This window comes from Rhizobium sp. 3T7 (assembly GCF_020166565.1).
Lineage (GTDB): Bacteria > Pseudomonadota > Alphaproteobacteria > Rhizobiales > Rhizobiaceae > Rhizobium.
The window spans coordinates 141429-159127 of record NZ_JAIQXS010000007.1 but is presented as its reverse complement, the minus strand read 5'-3'; the positions used below and the strand labels follow the sequence as shown (position 1 = coordinate 159127).

Annotated in this window: 16 protein-coding genes, 1 pseudogene and 1 riboswitch; of the genes and pseudogenes, 14 read left to right on the top strand and 3 right to left on the bottom strand. The window is 59.9% G+C overall.

Annotated features, from left to right (window positions below; translation table 11 throughout):
- Positions 1 to 29: 29 nt before the first annotated feature.
- From K9B32_RS12945 to K9B32_RS12915, 7 genes are all read left to right on the top strand, one after another.
- The gene (locus K9B32_RS12945; RefSeq protein WP_224562635.1) at positions 30 to 500 is read left to right on the top strand and encodes an Lrp/AsnC family transcriptional regulator; all 471 of its coding nucleotides are present in this window, start codon (positions 30 to 32) and stop codon (positions 498 to 500) included.
- 136 nt (positions 501 to 636) lie between these two features.
- A complete protein-coding gene (locus tag K9B32_RS12940) occupies positions 637 to 1521 on the top strand; it encodes a dihydrodipicolinate synthase family protein (protein ID WP_224562634.1) in 885 nt (294 codons plus the stop codon).
- A gap of 5 nt (positions 1522 to 1526) precedes the next feature.
- Positions 1527 to 2204: a GntR family transcriptional regulator gene (locus K9B32_RS12935; RefSeq protein WP_183719583.1), complete on the top strand. Its 678-nt coding sequence runs from the start codon at positions 1527 to 1529 to the stop codon at positions 2202 to 2204.
- 52 nt (positions 2205 to 2256) lie between these two features.
- Positions 2257 to 3588 carry an ABC transporter substrate-binding protein gene (locus K9B32_RS12930; RefSeq protein ID WP_224562633.1) on the top strand — a complete coding sequence of 444 codons (1332 nt, stop codon included), beginning with the start codon at positions 2257 to 2259 and terminating at the stop codon, positions 3586 to 3588.
- The gene (locus K9B32_RS12925) at positions 3588 to 4529 is read left to right on the top strand and encodes a carbohydrate ABC transporter permease (RefSeq protein WP_224562632.1); all 942 of its coding nucleotides are present in this window, start codon (positions 3588 to 3590) and stop codon (positions 4527 to 4529) included. The genes K9B32_RS12930 and K9B32_RS12925 overlap by 1 nt, the downstream gene beginning before the upstream one ends.
- Complete coding sequence (locus K9B32_RS12920) at positions 4529 to 5344, top strand: carbohydrate ABC transporter permease (protein WP_224562631.1); 816 nt, start codon at positions 4529 to 4531, stop codon at positions 5342 to 5344. The genes K9B32_RS12925 and K9B32_RS12920 overlap by 1 nt, the downstream gene beginning before the upstream one ends.
- Positions 5341 to 6327 carry a sugar kinase gene (locus K9B32_RS12915; protein ID WP_411969704.1) on the top strand — a complete coding sequence of 329 codons (987 nt, stop codon included), beginning with the start codon at positions 5341 to 5343 and terminating at the stop codon, positions 6325 to 6327. The genes K9B32_RS12920 and K9B32_RS12915 overlap by 4 nt, the downstream gene beginning before the upstream one ends.
- 10 nt (positions 6328 to 6337) lie before the next feature.
- On the opposite strand, the gene K9B32_RS12910 is transcribed toward K9B32_RS12915, so the two are convergent.
- Positions 6338 to 7297, bottom strand: coding sequence for a LysR family transcriptional regulator (locus K9B32_RS12910; protein WP_224562630.1), 960 nt, complete (start codon positions 7295 to 7297; stop codon positions 6338 to 6340).
- Between the two features lie 119 nt (positions 7298 to 7416).
- Here K9B32_RS12910 and K9B32_RS12905 point away from each other — a divergent pair, with 119 nt between their 5' ends.
- From K9B32_RS12905 to K9B32_RS12885, 5 genes are all read left to right on the top strand, one after another.
- The gene (locus tag K9B32_RS12905) at positions 7417 to 8817 is read left to right on the top strand and encodes an MFS transporter (protein ID WP_224562627.1); all 1401 of its coding nucleotides are present in this window, start codon (positions 7417 to 7419) and stop codon (positions 8815 to 8817) included.
- Positions 8818 to 8911: 94 nt separating this feature from the next.
- Positions 8912 to 9008: riboswitch (TPP riboswitch) on the top strand.
- 50 nt (positions 9009 to 9058) lie between these two features.
- Positions 9059 to 9862 (top strand): hydroxyethylthiazole kinase, encoded by an 804-nt coding sequence (thiM, locus tag K9B32_RS12900; RefSeq protein WP_224562624.1) that lies wholly within the window; start codon positions 9059 to 9061, stop codon positions 9860 to 9862.
- Entirely contained in the window at positions 9859 to 10494 is a 636-nt protein-coding gene (thiE, locus tag K9B32_RS12895) for a thiamine phosphate synthase (protein WP_224562621.1), read from the top strand. Before thiM ends, thiE begins: the two co-directional genes overlap by 4 nt.
- Positions 10491 to 11342: a bifunctional hydroxymethylpyrimidine kinase/phosphomethylpyrimidine kinase gene (gene thiD / locus K9B32_RS12890; protein WP_224562618.1), complete on the top strand. Its 852-nt coding sequence runs from the start codon at positions 10491 to 10493 to the stop codon at positions 11340 to 11342. Before thiE ends, thiD begins: the two co-directional genes overlap by 4 nt.
- A gap of 394 nt (positions 11343 to 11736) precedes the next feature.
- Positions 11737 to 14085 carry a PBP1A family penicillin-binding protein gene (locus K9B32_RS12885; RefSeq protein ID WP_224562614.1) on the top strand — a complete coding sequence of 783 codons (2349 nt, stop codon included), beginning with the start codon at positions 11737 to 11739 and terminating at the stop codon, positions 14083 to 14085.
- Between the two features lie 813 nt (positions 14086 to 14898).
- On the opposite strand, the gene K9B32_RS12880 is transcribed toward K9B32_RS12885, so the two are convergent.
- Positions 14899 to 15585, bottom strand: a complete 687-nt coding sequence (locus K9B32_RS12880; protein WP_224562837.1) for a LysR substrate-binding domain-containing protein — start codon at positions 15583 to 15585, stop codon at positions 14899 to 14901.
- A 24-nt stretch (positions 15586 to 15609) separates the two neighbouring features.
- A pseudogene (locus K9B32_RS29105) lies at positions 15610 to 15789 on the bottom strand (LysR family transcriptional regulator); the annotation flags it as partial.
- 122 nt (positions 15790 to 15911) lie between these two features.
- Between K9B32_RS29105 and K9B32_RS12870 the strand changes: the two are divergent.
- Both K9B32_RS12870 and K9B32_RS12865 read left to right on the top strand, forming a co-directional pair.
- Positions 15912 to 16292: an ectoine synthase gene (locus K9B32_RS12870; protein ID WP_132594605.1), complete on the top strand. Its 381-nt coding sequence runs from the start codon at positions 15912 to 15914 to the stop codon at positions 16290 to 16292.
- Positions 16293 to 16369: 77 nt separating this feature from the next.
- Positions 16370 to 17680 carry an amidase gene (locus tag K9B32_RS12865; RefSeq protein ID WP_224562612.1) on the top strand — a complete coding sequence of 437 codons (1311 nt, stop codon included), beginning with the start codon at positions 16370 to 16372 and terminating at the stop codon, positions 17678 to 17680.
- The last annotated feature ends 19 nt before the right edge of the window (positions 17681 to 17699 follow it).

Genomic DNA, 17699 nt, shown 5'->3' with positions numbered 1-17699 from the left:
AATTTGGGCGCAAAAACAGAGGCAATATCGTGAATAATACCGCAAACGGAAGGGAAATCGACCAATTCGACCACAAGATCATCGACGCCCTTGTCGCCGACGGCCGCATGTCCATTACCGACCTCGCCAAAAAGGTCGGTTTGTCAAACACGCCCTGCCAGGTCAGATTAAAGAGATTGATCGAAGATGGCTATATTCTTGGCTTTCGCGCGATCGTCGATGTAAGGAAACTCGGTAAGAATCACGTCGCATTCACTGAAGTAAAGCTCTCCGACACGCGCGAGCATGCGCTGAAGGCCTTCAATATCGCCGCGCGCAAGCTGCAGGAGGTCGAGGAGTGCCACATGATCGCCGGCGCTTTCGACTATCTCTTGAAGATTCGCACGTCAGACATCGCCAATTACCGTCTCGTGCTCGGCGAGAAGATATCGAGCCTTCCTTTCGTTGCCAGCACGTCGACTTTCGTGGCCATGGAAGCCGTCAAGGAGAACGGCGCGTGACGATGGACCTGTTCTCTTAACGCCTCCCTTCAAGCCGTCTGCCTATTGGAGAGCAATAAGCGCTCGCTGAATATTACCCATTTACAACTAACATGTCAGTCTGCTACGTCTAACACATCGACTGGGAGAATTGACATTGACTGAGAAGTTCGGGCTTTCCGTTGCGCTTGCCACGCCGTTCGACGCCAAGGGCTGGATCGACGTTAATGTGATGATTGCACAGGCAAAACAATGCCTTGCATCAGGATGTGAAAGCGTCACGCTATTTGGCACGACCGGCGAGGGATCCTCGATAGGTACGCAGGAACGTGAGCATATCCTCACTGCATTTCTCAATGCCGGCTTCGCTCCTGAAAAGATCGTTATGGGCGTGCTGGTCGATGCTGCCGAGGATGCTGCGGCTCAGGCTGGAAACGCTCTTTCGCGCGGTGCGCGCAACATCCTGTTGGCCCCGCCCTCCTACTTCAAGAATGTCAGCGATGACGGCCTCTTCAAGTGGTTCTCTGCTGTCTTTGCCATCCTGGGCGACAAGGCGCGCGACGTCATCGTCTACAATATTCCGTCGGTAACCATGGTACCGCTGACTGTGTCGCTGATCGGGCGTTTGCGTGCAGCTTTCCCAGCGGTCATCGCCGGCGTCAAGGATTCCTCCGGCGACTGGCCGTACACCGAGAGCCTTCTGAAGGCCCATGGCGATCTCATCATTCTGATCGGCGATGAGCGCCACCTTGCAAAAGGCGTGCGCCTCGGCGGCCAGGGCGCGATCTCCGGTATGGCGAACTTCCTGCCTGGCGAGGTGAAGCTGATGGCGACAGAAGGCAGGGATGATGCCCGCGTAGAGGGTTTTGTCGCCGAGCTTCTGAAATATCCGGTTACGGCGGCCGTCAAAGCTATGGTGGCTCGCCTCACCGACGATGAGATGTGGCTTGCAGTTCGCCCGCCACTCGTTTCAATTTCCACCGAGGGACAGGAACAGCTTGCTCTTGCCTTCGATGCGCTTTTCCGCTCCAAAGCAGCATAGGCGCCATGTACGAGGGGGAGGCAATGGACGGAATGGACGAGCAGCCAACGCTGCGGGAAAAGGCGTATGAGAGCTTCACACGCCACCTGCTGGCTCGCGACGTGCGTCCGGGCCAGTTCGTCTCCCAGCGTCGTCTTGTCGAACTGACCGGACTGACGCTTGCGGCAATCCGTGAACTTATCCCGCGGCTTGAGGCGGAAGGGCTGATCAAGACGGTCCCACAGCGCGGCCTGCAGATCGCTCATATCGACCTCAACCTCATTCGCGAGGCTTTCCAGCTTCGGCTATTCCTGGAGAAGGAGGCGGTCGCACTCTTCACGCGCTCCGCGTCCGATGAGGCGATCGCTGAGCTCTTGAAGCAGCATCGCGATATTGCCGACGCAATCGCCAATGGCGACGCCTCCCATGAGCTGGAAGTGCGCGCTCAAGCCGTCGACTGGGGCATGCACGACGCCTTTATCGACGCGCTTGGCAATACGATCATTTCCAACGCCTACCGGGTTAATTCAATCAAAATGCGCCTGATCAGTCAGGAGCGCTTCCGCATCGATGGACGTGTTGGCCCGGTCATGGGAGAGCACTTGAAGGTTCTGGAGGCGATCGAAAGGCGGTCGGCCGAGGATGCGGTCAACAACCTCGCCGCCCACATCAACCACGCGAGGGATCGCGCGCTGAAGATCTAGTAGATAACAAGCCGGCGATGAGGAGATCGACGGCAACAAGAGGAGGAGTTACATGCCAGCATCATTCCTGAATCCCACCCGGCGCGGCTTTCTCGCCGGTACCGCGGCCCTCGGTGCCAGCAGCCTCATAGGCATTCGATCGGCATCGGCGGCGGTCGACTGGAAGCGCTTTGCCGGCACGACGCTGGAAGTCAACCTGGTCAAGAGTCCGCGCAGCGAGACGCTCATCAAGTACCTTCCCGAGTTCGAAGAGCTAACGGGCATCAAGGTCAATGCCGAGGCGACGCCCGAGCAGCAGCAGCGCCAGAAGACCACGATCGAATTGAGCTCGGGCAAGCCGAGTTTCGACGTCGTGCATATGAGCTATCACGTCCAGAAGCGACAGTTCGAAAAGGGCGGCTGGCTTGCCGATATCAGCGGGTTTCTGAAGGATCCTTCCCTCACCGATCCGTCGCTGGTCGAAAGCGACTTTGCCGAGGCCGGCATGACCTTCGCCAAGGATTCCGATGGCGTCCTGCGCTCCCTGCCCTTCTCGGTCGACTACTGGATCGTTTACTGGAACAAGGCACTCTTCGAGAAGAAGGGACTTTCTTACCCAACCACGTTCGAGGAACTGGCAAGTGCTGCCGAGGCACTGACAGATCCCTCGACCAACACCTATGGCTTCGTCGCCCGTGGTCTCAAGAATGCCAATACCCCGGTTTGGACGACGCTGTTGCTCGGCTACGGATCGAGCCCGCTTGGGCCGGACGGCAAGCTGCGCACCAATTCCGAGGAGGCCGTTGAAGCGGCCAAGCTTTACCAGCGCCTGATGACCAAGGCGGCTCCTCCCGGTGTATCCGGCTTCAACTGGGCCGAAGCCCAATCGGCCTTCCTACAGGGCAAGATCGGCATGTGGCTTGACGGCGTGGGCTTCGCGCCGCCGATCGAGAACCCGGAAAAGTCGCGTGTCGTTGGCCAGGTCGGATACGGCATCATGCCGAAGGGACCGAAGGCGCAGGCGGCCGCAACCACGGGAGATGGCCTCGGCGTCGTGGCAGCAAGCCAGAAGAAGGAAGCCGCATATCTCTTCTGCCAGTGGGCGATTTCCCATGACATGGGTGCGCGCCTGCTTCAGGCCGGCGCCGGTGTTCCGTTCCGCCAGTCGGTCCTCGAGGATCAGAAGGTGCGCGAAGGCGTGAAGATGCCGCCTGCGTGGCTGGACGCTGTGGCGGGTTCGGCGAAGGTGTCGCAGCTTGCCCTGCCAATCATTATTCCGGTCACGGAGTTCCGCGACATCTATGGTGTCGGCCTCACCAACATGATCGGCGGCGCCGATCCAGCCACGGAGCTGAAGACTGCCACAGCTCAGTTCGAGCCGGTTCTGGCACGAAGCGAGGGATAATGGCTTCGGTGAGCATGGAAACCGCAACCGCGGTCAAGGCCAAGGCAAAGCAGAGGAGCAAACCGGGCCGGTTTGCTCCCAATTACTGGCCTTTCGTCATTCCCGCCCTGGTGGTCGTCGCCGCTGTCATCGTTTTTCCCTGGGTCTTTACCCTGTGGATGAGCGTCAACAGTTGGACACTCGGCCAGGCGCAGGTCTTTGCCGGGTTGGACAATTACCTCCGCCTGGCCGTTGACCTGCGCTTTTGGGACTCGTTGTGGCATACCGTGCTCTACACGACCTTGTCGGTCGTCGCCCCGTTGTTTCTGGGGACGCTGGCCGCCCTCATCTTCGATGCCCAGTTTCCACTGCGTGGGATTCTGCGCGGAATATTCGTGATGCCGATGATGGCGACTCCCGTCGCCATCGCGCTCGTCTGGACGATGATGTTTCATCCGCAACTTGGCGTCTTGAATTACCTGCTTTCCTATATTGGTGTCAGTCCGCAGGAATGGATCTACAACCAGACGAGCGTCATTCCCTCGCTGGTGTTGGTCGAAACCTGGCAATGGACACCGCTCGTCATGCTGATCGTGCTTGGCGGCTTGGCTTCAGTGCCGCGCGAACCCTACGAGAGCGCCGAAATCGATGGCGCCAATGTCTGGCAGAAATTTCGATACCTGACGCTGCCGATGATCGCGCCGTTCCTGATGATCGCCGTCATCATTCGCAGCATCGACGCGGTCAAGAGTTTCGACATCATCTATGCGATGACGCAGGGCGGACCGGGCACTGCCTCGGAGACGATCAACATCTATCTCTACAACACGGCCTTTTCCTATTACGACATCGGATACGGCTCGGCCATGGCCGTTATCTTCTTCGTGCTCATCGTGGTGCTATCCTTCGTCCTTTTGATGGTCAAGCAGCGCGCCAACTGGTCCGATGGGGAGGCACGCTGATGAAGCGCAAGGCACTCGATCGCATCGGACTTCTCTTCGTGGCGCTGGTGATGATCTCGCCGGTGGTCCTGTTCTTCCTGTGGATGATCTCATTGTCCCTGAAGTACGAGATCGATAACGGCGCCTATCCGCCGATCTTCATTCCTGAACGTTTCGCCTGGTCGAACTACGTCAAGGTGTTCGAGGAGAACAACTTCTTCCTTTACCTATGGAATTCGGTTCTGGTCACCGGGGCGGCGACGCTCCTGGCGCTCGTTATCGGCGTGCCGGCCGGTTACGGCATTGCCCGTCTGAAGGCTGAAAAATCCGCCGTCGTGATCATGATTGCCCGCATGACACCCGGCCTTTCCTTCCTGATCCCGCTCTTCCTGCTGTTCCAGTGGCTGAACCTGCTTGGTACGCTGTGGCCGCAGATCATCATCCATCTCGTCGTTACCGTCCCGATCGTCGTCTGGATCATGATCGGCTATTTCGAAACGACGCCGATGGAGCTGGAGGAAGCCGCAAGCATCGACGGGGCAACACCCTGGCAGGTCTTCCGATTGGTGGCGCTGCCGATCGCAAGGCCGGGAATCGTCGTTGCCTTCATCCTGTCGGTCATCTTCTCGTGGAACAATTTCGTCTTCGGCATCGTCCTTGCCAGCCGCGAAACGCGCACGCTCCCCGTTGCGGTCTACAACATGCTGTCATTCGAGCAGGTGAGCTGGGGTGCGCTTGCCGCGGCAGCCTTGATCGTCACCTTGCCGGTGTTGATCCTGACAGTCTTCGCACAGCGGCAGATCGTTGCCGGCCTGACGGCAGGCGCCGTGAAGTGACGTCTGCGATTGCGATGGAAGAGCGACAGAAGCGGGCGAGGCACGTTCTGTGTGTCGGCGCTGCGGTCCTCGACACGCTCTTCAGAGTTCGCCTCATGCCGACCGGGCAAGGCAAGGTCCTGCCATACGATATGTTGCAGATTGCGGAAGGCATGGCCTCAAGCGCCGCCTTTGCGGTTGCAAGGCTTGGCGGGAAGGCCAGCCTCTGGGGTGCCGTCGGAGACGACGAGACCGGCGCGCGCATCATCGCTGATCTCGCTGAAGGCGGCATAGACACGCGTGGCATGCGTCGCGTGGCAGGCGCCCGCTCGGCCGTGTCGACGATCCTCATTGACGACGGCGGCGAGCGCCTGATCATCCCCTTTTACGATCCGCGGCTGCATCAGGTCGTCAATTCGGTTGCGGCTGACGATGTCGCGGCATTCGATGCGGTGCTGGTCGACGTGCGCTGGCCAGAGCTTGCATTACAGACGCTGTTCGCTGCCGGTGAGGCAGGCATACCTGCCATCCTCGATGGTGACGTGGCGCCCGACGGGGTGATCGAGATACTGGCGCCGGCCGCAAGCCACATTGTCTTTTCGCAGCCGGCCGCAGAAAGCCTGACGGGGACGGCAGAGCCGGTATCGATGGTCCGCCTGCTGAAGGAGCGCTTCAGCCACGCCTTCGTCAGCGTGACGTTCGGGGAACGAGGCTCTTACTGGTTCGATGACGACAGCGCCTCTATCCGCCATCTCCAAGCACCGCGTATCACGGCCATCGATACGCTGGCGGCAGGCGATATCTTTCACGGAACCTTCGCGCTGACGCTTTCCGAGGGCTTGGCGATCGAGGACGTGATGCGCGCGTCATCGATGGCGGCGGCCATCAAATGCCAGCAATTCGGCGGCCGCATCGGGGCGCCCGATCGAAGAGAGCTTGCGGCTGCGCTGCTGAACTGGCCGGCTAGGGCTCTCGATGTCACCGCGCCGCCGGATTCGGCGTAAGCCTTTGGTATCAAGCGGCCTTCGAGACGGTCATGGAGCAGCCCGACGCCTTCAGCGCCCCTTCCACGACCTCGACGAACAGCTTGCGGAACCAGACCGAGCGGCCGTCCGCGTGATCAACCCGTCGGTAGAGCATCGTAACCGGGTCTGCGGGAAGCTCGATTGGCGGGGCCGAAACTTCAAGGCCGTGCAACTGTGCAATGCAGCGGGCGATCGACTCCGGAATGGTCGCGATCGCCGGCATTGCCCTCAGGGCCGGCGGCAACGCCGAAAAGCGAGGCACGGTGGCGACGACCTGACGGCGCAGACCGGCTTTCGCAAGAACTGTGTCGATGTTCGTTGCCGTATTGCCTTCAAAGGACACGGTGACATGCGCGGCATTGACGAAGTCATCCAGCGTCAACGGTGCCTTTCGCTTCATTTGCACGGGGTCGTAGACGCAGACCGAACACTGACTGAAGAGCGGTTGCCGGATATGCCAGGATGCCGGCTCCGCGTGAACCGCGACGCTGAAATCATAAGCGCCGTCGTCGAGCATGCGGGCGGAATCATGCTTGTCAGCAGCGACACCAATCAGCCGTGCGCCCGGTGAGAGTTCACGCAGGCGCGCGACGAGCGGCCCGAAGAAAGCCGATTCCAGATTGTCGCACATGCCGATCCTGAACTCGCCCTGCCAGCTCTTGGGATCGAAGGCATCAGGCGGCCGGATCGCGCGCTCGATCCCCGACAAGGCATCCTCTATCGCAGGCGCAATGGCAAGGGCACGCGCCGTCGGCTGCAGGCCCCGCCCTACCCGCACGAACAGTTCGTCATCGAGTGTCTCTCGCAGCCGCTTCAAAGCGGCCGACAGGCCCGGCTGACCGAGGAGAAGCCGCTCGGCCGCACGAGAGACATTGCGCTCCTGCATCAATACCGAGAAGGCCAGCAGGAGATTGAGGTCTATCTTTCGGAGGATCGTATCATTCATCATTCTCAGTAATACCTGGCATGGTTACTATCAATTTGCAATAGGTTCAGTAGGTGTACATTTTCTCGTTCCCTGACGCTCAAGCTTCCTCCCATGGCGTCGGCAGAAAGGAACGATCATTCATGACCACTTCCCGATCTCCAGGCACAGCCGGCGTAGCATTGCTGCTGCTCTGCGCTGCCAACTTTCTCGATGCAATGGACGTATCCACGATTGGCGTCGCGCTTCCGGCGATCCAGGCCGAGCTCGGCATGAAAGCGACATCCCTCCAATGGGCGGTCAGCGCCTACGTGCTTGGCTATGGCGGTTTCCTGCTGCTGGGCGGGCGCGTCGCGGACGTCTTCGGCCACCGTCGCGTCTTCCTCTGGTCGCTCGGCATCTTCGCTGCCGCCAGTATTGCCGGCGGTTTTGTCGATAGCGGCCCGACTTTGATTGCCGCTCGCTTGATAAAGGGCATTGCCGCGGCGTTCACAGCACCGGCTGCCCTTGCCCTGCTCTTGTCGGTGTTCGGCGAAGGGGCGGCCCGTGCGAAAGCGCTTGGCGTCTTTGCCTCTACGGGCGCGACCGGCTTCGTCCTCGGCATGGTACTGGGAGGGGCCGCGACCGTTTTCAGCTGGCGGGCAACGCTAGTCATGGGTGCGCCTGTCGCCGTCATCGCGCTGGCCATTGCTCCCTTCGTCCTGCCAGCGGATCAACGTCGCAGCGGACCGCGTGCGACGTTCGACTGGGCAGGCGCAATGACGATCACGCCTGGACTTTTGCTTTTCGTCTTTGGCATTACCAATGCTGCGGCCGAGGGCTGGCAGGCAGTGCCAACCTTCGGAGCGCTGGTGGCGGCCACCGCTTTGATCGGTCTCTTCCTCATCGTCGAATCTCGCCATGCTGATCCGATGGTACCGCTTGCGATATTCCGGCGGGCAAGGCTTTCCCACGCCAATGCCATTGCCGCGCTGTTCCAGGGCGTCTATGTCGGCTTCCAGTTTATCGCGACCCTCTACTATCAGACCGTAGTCGGCTGGTCGGCCTTCGCGACCGGCTTCTCCTTTGCCTTCGGCGGCGTCTGCGTCATGTTCCTGGCGCCACGTTTTGCCACGATCGCGCAAAATCGCGGGACAACCGGGCTGATGACACTCGGCGTAGCGCTGCAGGCCACAAGCTATATCTTCTGGATCCTGAGTGTCGGCCACATCAACCCCATCTTGCTGGTTGCCCTGTCGCAGATCCCGCTCGGTGTGGGTTATGCCATGACCTACCCCTCCGTGCAGGTTGCCGCCCTCTCCGACGTTGGCGAAGACCAATCCGGGCTTGCATCGGGGCTGTTGTTCGCTTCCTTCCAGATTGGTGGCGGTATCGTCCTTGCCGCAGCTTCGGCGATCTTCGGTGCGGCCTCCGGTTTTGGTTGGGATCCGTATTTTGCCGGCATCACATTTGTCGCCGTCCTCGCGGTCCTCGTCACGCTAGCTGCGGCACTCGGCCCGAGATCGTCTCTTATCGACCGGAACATCTATCAGGCTGCGGAATAGTCCCTGACCACAGCGCACGCGACGTCGCCGGGTTCTTGCCCGGCGATGTCCATTTTATGGATGACAGGCGCGTGCTTCTCTGCGACAAGAAGCCAATGAGAGACAGGGGCGCCCGCCTGATGGTGGGCTGAGAAGCACCCTTTGAACCTGAACCGGATAATGCCGGCGGAGGGAGTCGCTCGGGACTTCCAGCTTCGCGCGTAAGTCCCCGCGCCTTTCCTCCCCGATCGAAAGGCGCACCATGCCAGACCACACCTCACCGGGAACGTTGCTGAGCGAATTGCGCGCGCGACCGCCACTCGTCCATTGCATTACCAACTTCGTTGCCATGAACATTGCGGCCAATGTGCTTCTGGCGGCTGGTGCTTCTCCCGCCATGGTGCATGCGCAAGAAGAGGCTGGCGAATTTGCCGCGATCGCTGGCGCGCTGACAATCAACATCGGTACACTTTCGTCAGCCTGGCTGCGCGGCATGGAGACGGCCGCCATCGCGGCCGGTCAGTCTGGAAAACCATGGGTTCTCGATCCGGTCGCCCACTATGCCACGGGGTTTCGTCGTGCTGCTGTGGGTCGGCTGCTGGAGCTCGGCCCCGCCGTCATTCGCGGCAATGCCTCCGAAATCATCGCGCTTGCCGGCGGCGCAAGCCGTGGTCAGGGCGTGGACAGCCGTGACGGTGTCGAGCACGCCGAGGAATCAGCGCGGCTGCTTGCGAGGGTGCACGGAGCGATCGTCGCAGTGACCGGCGCCGTTGATTTCGTCACCGACGGCGAACGGGCAGTGCGCATCGAGGGGGGCTCGGCGTTGATGCTTCAGGTGACTGCGCTTGGGTGTTCGCTGACCTGCCTTGTGGGCGCCTTCCTGGCGGTTCGGCCCGACGCACCCTTCGAGGCAACGGTTGCGGCACTTGCGACCTTTGCTGTTGCCGGTGAAACGGCGGCCAGCAAGGCGCACGGCCCGGGCTCGTTTTCCTGGCGGTTCCTCGACGCACTTGCAGCACTCGACGCCTCACTTCTCGATCGCCAAGCACGGCTGCGTTGTGCATGAAGAACATTGATCTTTCCCTTTACCTCGTCCTCGATCCCGACCTTTGCGCCGCCCTAGGCATGGTGGAGACCGCGCGGGCGGCAGTCGCGGGCGGAGCGAGGGTCGTGCAGTTGCGGAACAAGCATGCGGATACGGCCCGGATGATCGAGACCGGGCGGGCGCTCAAGGCGGCTTTGTTTGGCACCAATGCGCGCCTCATCGTCAACGATGACGTCGAGGCCGCGGTCGCAATTGGTGCCGACGGTCTGCACATTGGGCAAGAGGACATGGATGCACCGACTGCCCGCGCACGGATTGGGCGCGACATGATCCTTGGGCTCTCGGTCGAGACCGAGGCGCTGGCCGCAGCGGTCGATCCGGCCATCGTGGACTATGCCGGCATCGGCCCGGTGTTTGCGACGCCGACAAAGGCGGACCACAAACAGCCGATCGGTTTTGCGGGGCTTGCGCGTCTGGTGCGGATCTGTCGCGTTCCCTCCGTCGCGATCGGTGGCTTGAAGGCGGCTCATGTCGGAGCTGTCTTCGCGGCTGGCGCTGACGGTCTTGCCGTCGTCTCGGCGATCTGCGGCACGCCTGACCCAGAGGCTGCCACCCGCGACATCGCTGAAAACATCAAAAAGGTTCACGGATGATCCGCAACGTTCTCTCCATCGCCGGTTCCGATCCCTCGGGCGGCGCCGGAATCCAGGCCGATTTGAAGGCGTTCTCGGCCCGCGGCGTCTACGGCATGGCAGTTTTGACCGCGCTGACGGCGCAAAACAGCCAGGGTGTTTCCGGTGTCCATCTGGTTCCTGCCGCTTTCGTCGCCGACCAGATCAAGGCAGTCTTTGCCGATGTGCGCGTTGACGCGATCAAAATCGGTATGATTGCGAACGCCGAAATCGCCGGCGCCGTCGCCGATGCCATCGAACCGCACAAAGGTATACCGATCGTGCTTGATCCGGTGATGGTCGCCAAGGGTGGCGCCTCCCTCCTTGATCCGTCCGCGGTCGAAGTCCTTACTCAGCGCCTGCTGCCGCTTGCGACGCTGCTGACACCCAACCTGCCGGAAGCTGCGGCACTCCTGCATGGACCTACGGCTGAGAGCCGTGCGGAAATGGCTGATCAGGCGCAAAGCCTGCGTGCGTTGGGCCCGCAGGCCGTGCTGATCAAGGGTGGCCATCTGCCTGGGCAGGAGAGCCCCGATGTCCTGGCAACAGCCTCAAGGTTGAGCTGGTTCGAAGCGGCGCGGATACCAACGGCGAACACGCATGGCACCGGTTGCACGCTGTCGAGCGCGCTTGCCGCCGAACTTGCAAAGGGCGCCGCGCTGCTCAAGGCAGTGGCGGATGCAAAGGCCTACCTCGCCCAGGCCGTCGCGCAGGCAGACACGCTGACCGTCGGTTCCGGTCACGGACCCGTTCAGCATTTTCACGAACTTTGGCAGATGACAGGCCGCGAAACCGAAGAAAAGACAGACGCAACAACCAAGGATAAGTAAGGGCAACCGGTGGCGCCACAGCTCGACCGACATTGAGACACAGTCGAAACGCGGCGGGTATACTACAGACTAACGTTGCAGGCGTGGGCGGTGATGAGCAAGCTCCAGGCGGCAGGCCCGCCGTTTCAGTTGAAGAGGATGAAAATGGCTGCTGGAACCGTCGAGTTTTTCTGCCAAGCAGGCCCTCGGCGTCAGCCGATTTGGCACTCATGGTCAGGAGGGGAATTCTTCCGGCATCCCGTGGTGTCGAGACGTCCTGCAATCAAGCACCCACGCGACGGGGGATTTCAGCGTGCGAAACATCAACGGACACGAACCGTTTTGCGATGGCCGTTGAGCATTGCCACGTTATAACCTAGCTCTACATTCCGGAAGAGCCCTCTAGCGGTAACCGATGCCTCGTCGTCCCAAATCCTCAACCAAAAGTGGCAGTGACTCAACCACGGCTGCCAATCGCGCAGCAAATTTGGAGTTCGCTGCCGACCACGTTGAGCCGCAGGCGCCCGTCTCGGACCCGTCCGGAGGGCCGGGCTCATCCACCCAGGCCGCCTCCCCGCAACACCCTCCCAGGTCCTTTGGCCAAAGCCGGCAGGCGGCGCACAATCTACTGGGTGCGCTGGGCCATGATTTACAGGCAAGTTTCGCCTTCGCAAGCGCAAGGGCCAAGACGACCGTTTCCGACTTGAGGGCGAAGCTTACGTCATCAATGCCGCCGCAAGCCCCATCAACTGTCCACAAACTTGGCAAGTGGTTCGCGACCGCTCTGGTTAAAACGCGGGGCGGTATTCGTGGCCTGCGTACAAAGCCCCTCGAAAATCGCCGGCATGCATCGCTTAAGACGGGCTGGTGGAAAATCTCTATAGCATTGACCCTTCTTTCCGGCCTCCTCCTTGCGGCAAGTGTACTGGTGTGGGCGCTAAAGGACGTACCCTGGGGCGAGATCCGGGACGGAACATTGAAGCCCGTCGTGATACTGGAAACTGCTGACGGGAAACCGTTGGTAAGACAGGGGCCCTATCAGGGACCGTATGCGCAATACAACCAGTTTCCGCCACGTTTGATCGATGCAGTCCTCTCAATTGAGGATCGGCGGTTCATGGATCATTTCGGCATCGACGTCAGAGGAATCGGACGAGCGCTCCTGCGAAACTTCGAAGCCGGTTCGGTGGTAGAGGGCGGCAGCACCATCACCCAACAGCTCATCAAGCTGCAATATCTCGACAGCGATCGAACAATAAAACGAAAGATACAGGAGGTCGTCATCGCCCTTTGGCTGGAGTGGAAGCTCGGCAAACGGGAAATCCTGACGCGCTATCTCAACAGCGCTTATCTTGGGGCCGGCGCAACCGGCATGCCGGCTGCCGCGCGGATCTATTTCAATAAGGAAATCGGCGCCCTCAACCTGCCTGAATCGGCGATGTTGGCGGGATTGCTGCGGGCGCCGAGCCAATGGAATCCCATCGACAATTTCGAAGGCGCCCGGCAACGCGCCTTTGTCGTTCTCGACACGATGGTGTCCAATGGCAAGCTCACCGCATCGCAAGCAGAGGAAGTCAAGGCGAGCTTCGCCGAGCTGCATCCGACGACGCCGATACCGCGCTCCGGAAGCTGGTTTGCCGACTGGATTTCGCCGCAGGCGAGCGAAATCGCCGGTTCCTCGCCGGGTTCGACCACGGTGCGCACAACGCTGGTACCGCACCTGCAGCAGATCGCCGAAAGGGTCGTGAGAAGAGCCTTGGACGGAGAAGGAAAGGCTGCCAGAGCATCGCAGGCTGCATTGGTTGCGATGACACCGGACGGCGCGGTCGTTGCCATGGTCGGCGGGCGCGACTACAAGGCCAGCCAGTTCAACCGCGCCGTCAGCGCAATGCGCCAGCCAGGCTCCACCTTCAAGCTGTTCGTCTACTACGCAGCCTTGAAGGCTGGACTCACCTTGTCTGACCGGATTCTGGACGCGCCAATCGACATCAACGGCTGGTCGCCGGAAAATTCGGGCGGCAGCTATCGCGGCTGGGTAACACTTGCCGAGGCCTTCGCCCGGTCGCTAAATGCCGCAACGGTGGCGCTTGCCGAAGAGGTCGGACTGGACAATGTGATTGCTGCCGCGCGAGAGCTCGGCATCAACGCGCCTCTTGCCAACACGCCGTCTCTGGCGCTCGGCACTTCCGAAGTAAACCTGCTTGACCTTACCAGCGCCTATGCGTCTGTCCATCTCGGCAGGGCGCCCGTCGAGCCCTGGGGAATCATCGACTTTCGGGCGGCCGGAGAGACGAAAACGTTTCGGGTTGGCTCACAAGCAAGGCCGAATATCGACCTTTCGAGCTACCAATCCGATCTCCTCGAACTCCTGCGGTTGGTGGTCGAGCGTGGCACTGGACGTGGAGCCGACCCTGGCACGTTTGCGGTCGGGAAGACCGGCACCAGCCAGAACAATCGCGATGCCTGGTTCGTCGGTTTCACGGAACCGTTCGTTGCCGGCGTATGGGTGGGCAATGACGACGATACGCCGATGAACGGGGTCACAGGGGGCGCCTTGCCAGCGCATATCTGGCGGGACTTCATGCGGGAGGCGATGACCGAACCTACGCCGAATGGAGCGCGATCGACTGCAGCAGTGATCGACGGCCAAGGCGCACCGCAGTCCTGTAACATCACTGCCTGCTCTCGCAGCTATCGCTCGTTTCGCCCGTCGGACTGCACCTACCAGCCCTATTCTGGCGGACGGCGGCTCTGCGAAAAGTGATCCTCGCTTCGGCGCACAGGCTCGGCCGCGATCTGAGGCGGCGTCTTGTTGCCAAGCATGCCGACCGGCAGGAATGTTTCGCCCATGAAAGGCCTCGAAGGGCGTGCGCACTGCGCTTTCAGGGCCTTATGCTTTGGCTTGTCCTCGAGCCAGTTCCAGGAATTGATTCAGCCGGATGCCGTGACGTCTTGCAACGATGCGAAGGGTCGCATCTGGCTCATACGTTAGGATTGTGACTGGTCATAATGGGCACATTACCCCGCTCACCGATTAAGTGGGAGATCATGTCCGGAGATTTATGGGGTCATTACACGTTGTGCAGTGCAGGCGCGCCGGTTCGTCGCAAGTGGTCATCATGCAGACCGCTCGACGCCACTATTAACGACGTTGAAGAATTGTGACTCGACTCGTCCCTCACGCCAGTAGTTCAATCTGAAAATGGGGTGTGAGGTTAGGTCGATGAGATACGAATGGGATGATGCTCGCGGGCGTCGGGCTTATGCGATCAAGGTAGTCTCGGTATTGTTGGCATCAGCCGTGACGGCCGGGGTTCCGACCTGGATTGTCGCCAGAGCCATGGGATTTTGACAGACGGCAATAGCGCACTTGGGCCCGGTTCCAATCGCCAGCCCGTTTTTCCATCATATCGGTGCAAGCACCCCAGCCAACCATCACCGTGTAAAAAAGTGCCCTGGGATGATCGCGCCGCGATTACCCCATGTTAAATAAGCAAGTGCGTTCATTAACAAAAATGCTATTTCGTTTTGAACTCCCGACCTCATGATGCTTGATCGGAATAACCAGCCTATTTCATCAAGCACCAAGGTCGGTCAACGAGGTTGTCCAATCGCCGAACTGCCGGCATGCGGGCTTGTCCGGCCGTCTTAGTGTCATCCAGTAGGATTTGTCTTCGTTCGCCGGCCTGTCTGAGAGCAATATCAGACTGCCGCTTTGAATCTCCCGTTCGAATAATGCCACCGGGCATTGAGCTATGCCCTGACCGGCAAAAATTGCCGCGGCCAGCAGGTTGAAATCTTGATATATGGGACCTCGATCCGGAGAGAACGTTATCCTGCCGGCCGCTCGCATCCATTGCGTCCAAACCTGCGTTGTCTCGTCATGGAGCAACTCGCCGGAGTCGATCGTCGCAAAATCCACACTCTCCCTTGCCTTCTCAAAATAACCCCTCGAACATGCGGGATATGTGATCCCGTGCATCAATCTGACGGTCACCTGATTGGCCGGTATATCAACAATACCTTTGTGAGCCTGGATGACGATGTCGGCTCCTTCAAGGGAGACCCCCGGAACGGCATAGACAAGATGCAGCCTAACGTTCGGACAAAGCCGTTGAAAGCCTTGCAGTTTTGGCACCAGCCACCACGAGGCGATGGATGGAACGACGGCAATCGTGAGATCAGGCCCTTCGTCCTTTTGGCGGATCTCAGCGCAAGTCTGAGCCAACTGCGCAAGCGCGTCGTCGACAGCACGTCCAAGCATGACGGCATCCTCGCCGGGCGATATGCCGCGACCGTCCCGTTGAAACAGGGATCGCCCGAACCAGCCTTCAAGAGCCTTTATGTGGTGACTGACCGCGGAATGGGAGACGTTGAGTTCTTTCGCCGCCTTCGTGACACTTTGCAGCCTTGCGACAGATGCCAACGCGCGAAGGGCGACAATTGGCGGAATTCGGGACGCACTCACTTGTCTGATTTCCTAACAAATCTGTTCGATCTATCTGCTTTATTTCATGCACGCAGCTTGTCAAATGGGCGCGTCGAAAAGCAAGCAACCGCTGCTAAGAAATGAATTGGGGATCGTGACCAATGTTCGTGCGCACACTGACAGAGCTTATCGGGACAGATCGAGATGTTGATTGGGGTAACGGGTTGAGCCGGCGTTTCGTTCTGGAGCGCGACGGACTTGGCTTCGCGCTGATGGAAACGACGGTTCGCGCCGGCAGCGAATCGCATCTGCAGTACCGCAACCATCTTGAAGTCTGCTATTGCATCGAAGGCCGAGGCGAGATCGAAGATGGCGACGGGAACGTCTGGACACTTGAGCCGGGGACACTTTACGCTTTGGACAAACACGACAAACACGTTCTTCGTGCCCACACAGACATGCGGCTCGTCAGCGTCTTCAATCCACCGATCAAGGGCCAGGAATCGCACAATTACGCAAACGGCGCGTACTCCTCGTATTGACCGCGGTTCAGCGAATGGAAATGCGCTAATGACGATGGTGCAATTGCCCAGAAGCTTCTTCAATCCAGGGTGCGATAGTGACAGGTTTCATTCATAAGTTCGATCAGGACGCAACCGCTATAGCTCTCGAAGTGGGTGCAGGACGCCTGACAGCGAGGTCGGTGGCTGAAAGCTTCATCGCCCGGACTTTGATGAAAGAGCCTGACATCCAGGCGTTCGCTGCATTCAATCACGCGCTGGTGCTCGAACAAGCCGATCGTATAGACAGAAGTCCCGAAAAGGGACTGCTTGCGGGCGTCCCAATCGGCGTCAAGGATATCTTCGATACGGTTGACTGGGCGACTGAGTTCAATTCGCCGATCTATCGCAACAATCGACCCTCTCGAGATGCCCATGCCGTCGCTCTTCTCCGGCAGGAAGGAGCGGTCGTTATGGGCAAGACAGCGACGGCCGAATTCGCGTTCATGCATACCGGCCCTACCCGCAACCCACATGATCTGTCACGAACACCAGGCAGTTCGAGTGCGGGATCGGCGGCGGGGCTCGCGGCGGGCCTTTTTGCCGCTGCGCTCGGCACGCAGACCGCAGGTTCCCTGATCAAGCCGGCATCCTATTGCGGGCTCTACGCCTACAAACCCTCGCACAACCTGGTTTCGCTCGAAGGCGTCAAGCCGCTTGCACCCAGCTTTGACACGGCGGGCTGGTATGGTGCATCCGAACGAGATCTGAGCCTGGTTGCTCGGGTCTTGATTCCTGGTTTGCCAAAATACGCTGCGGCCAATGGGCGGTTGAAGATCGGCTTCTGTAGAACGCCGTATTGGGGAATGGCCGATCCGGATGTTCACCAAGCTGTCACGGCAGCCGCAACCGCGTTTGCCGAGCGGGGCCATGGCGTCGACGAGATTGTTCTGCCATCGGCTTTCGAAACAGTTGCCCGGGATCACCAGATCATAAACGACTGCGAAGGTGCCAGGGCGCTCCACAAGGAACAAAGGACCTCCATCGAATTGATGAGTCCGGAACTCGCCGACATGTTTGCGCGCGCCTCGGCGATTTCCTGGGAAGATGAAGTCGCGACGCGAAACCGGCTGGCGTTGCTCGTTTCTGTTCTGAATGCCACCATCGAGCCCTATGATGCCGTGATCGCACCAAGCTGCGCCCACGTGGCACCGGTCGGCCTGGCTGCTACCGGAACGTCGGACTTCATAAGGCTTTGGACGGCATTTGGCCTTCCCCAAGCCAATATTCCGCTCATGCGCAAAGATGGGGAGTTGCCGATAGGTCTCCAGGTCGTCGGTTCAGCATTTTCCGATGCAAAGCTTCTGCATTGCATCGAGGTCCTGTCCGGCATCCAGAACCATCGCTCCGGACATGCCCAACCGCAATGAGTTCGTCGCATCCCTCAAC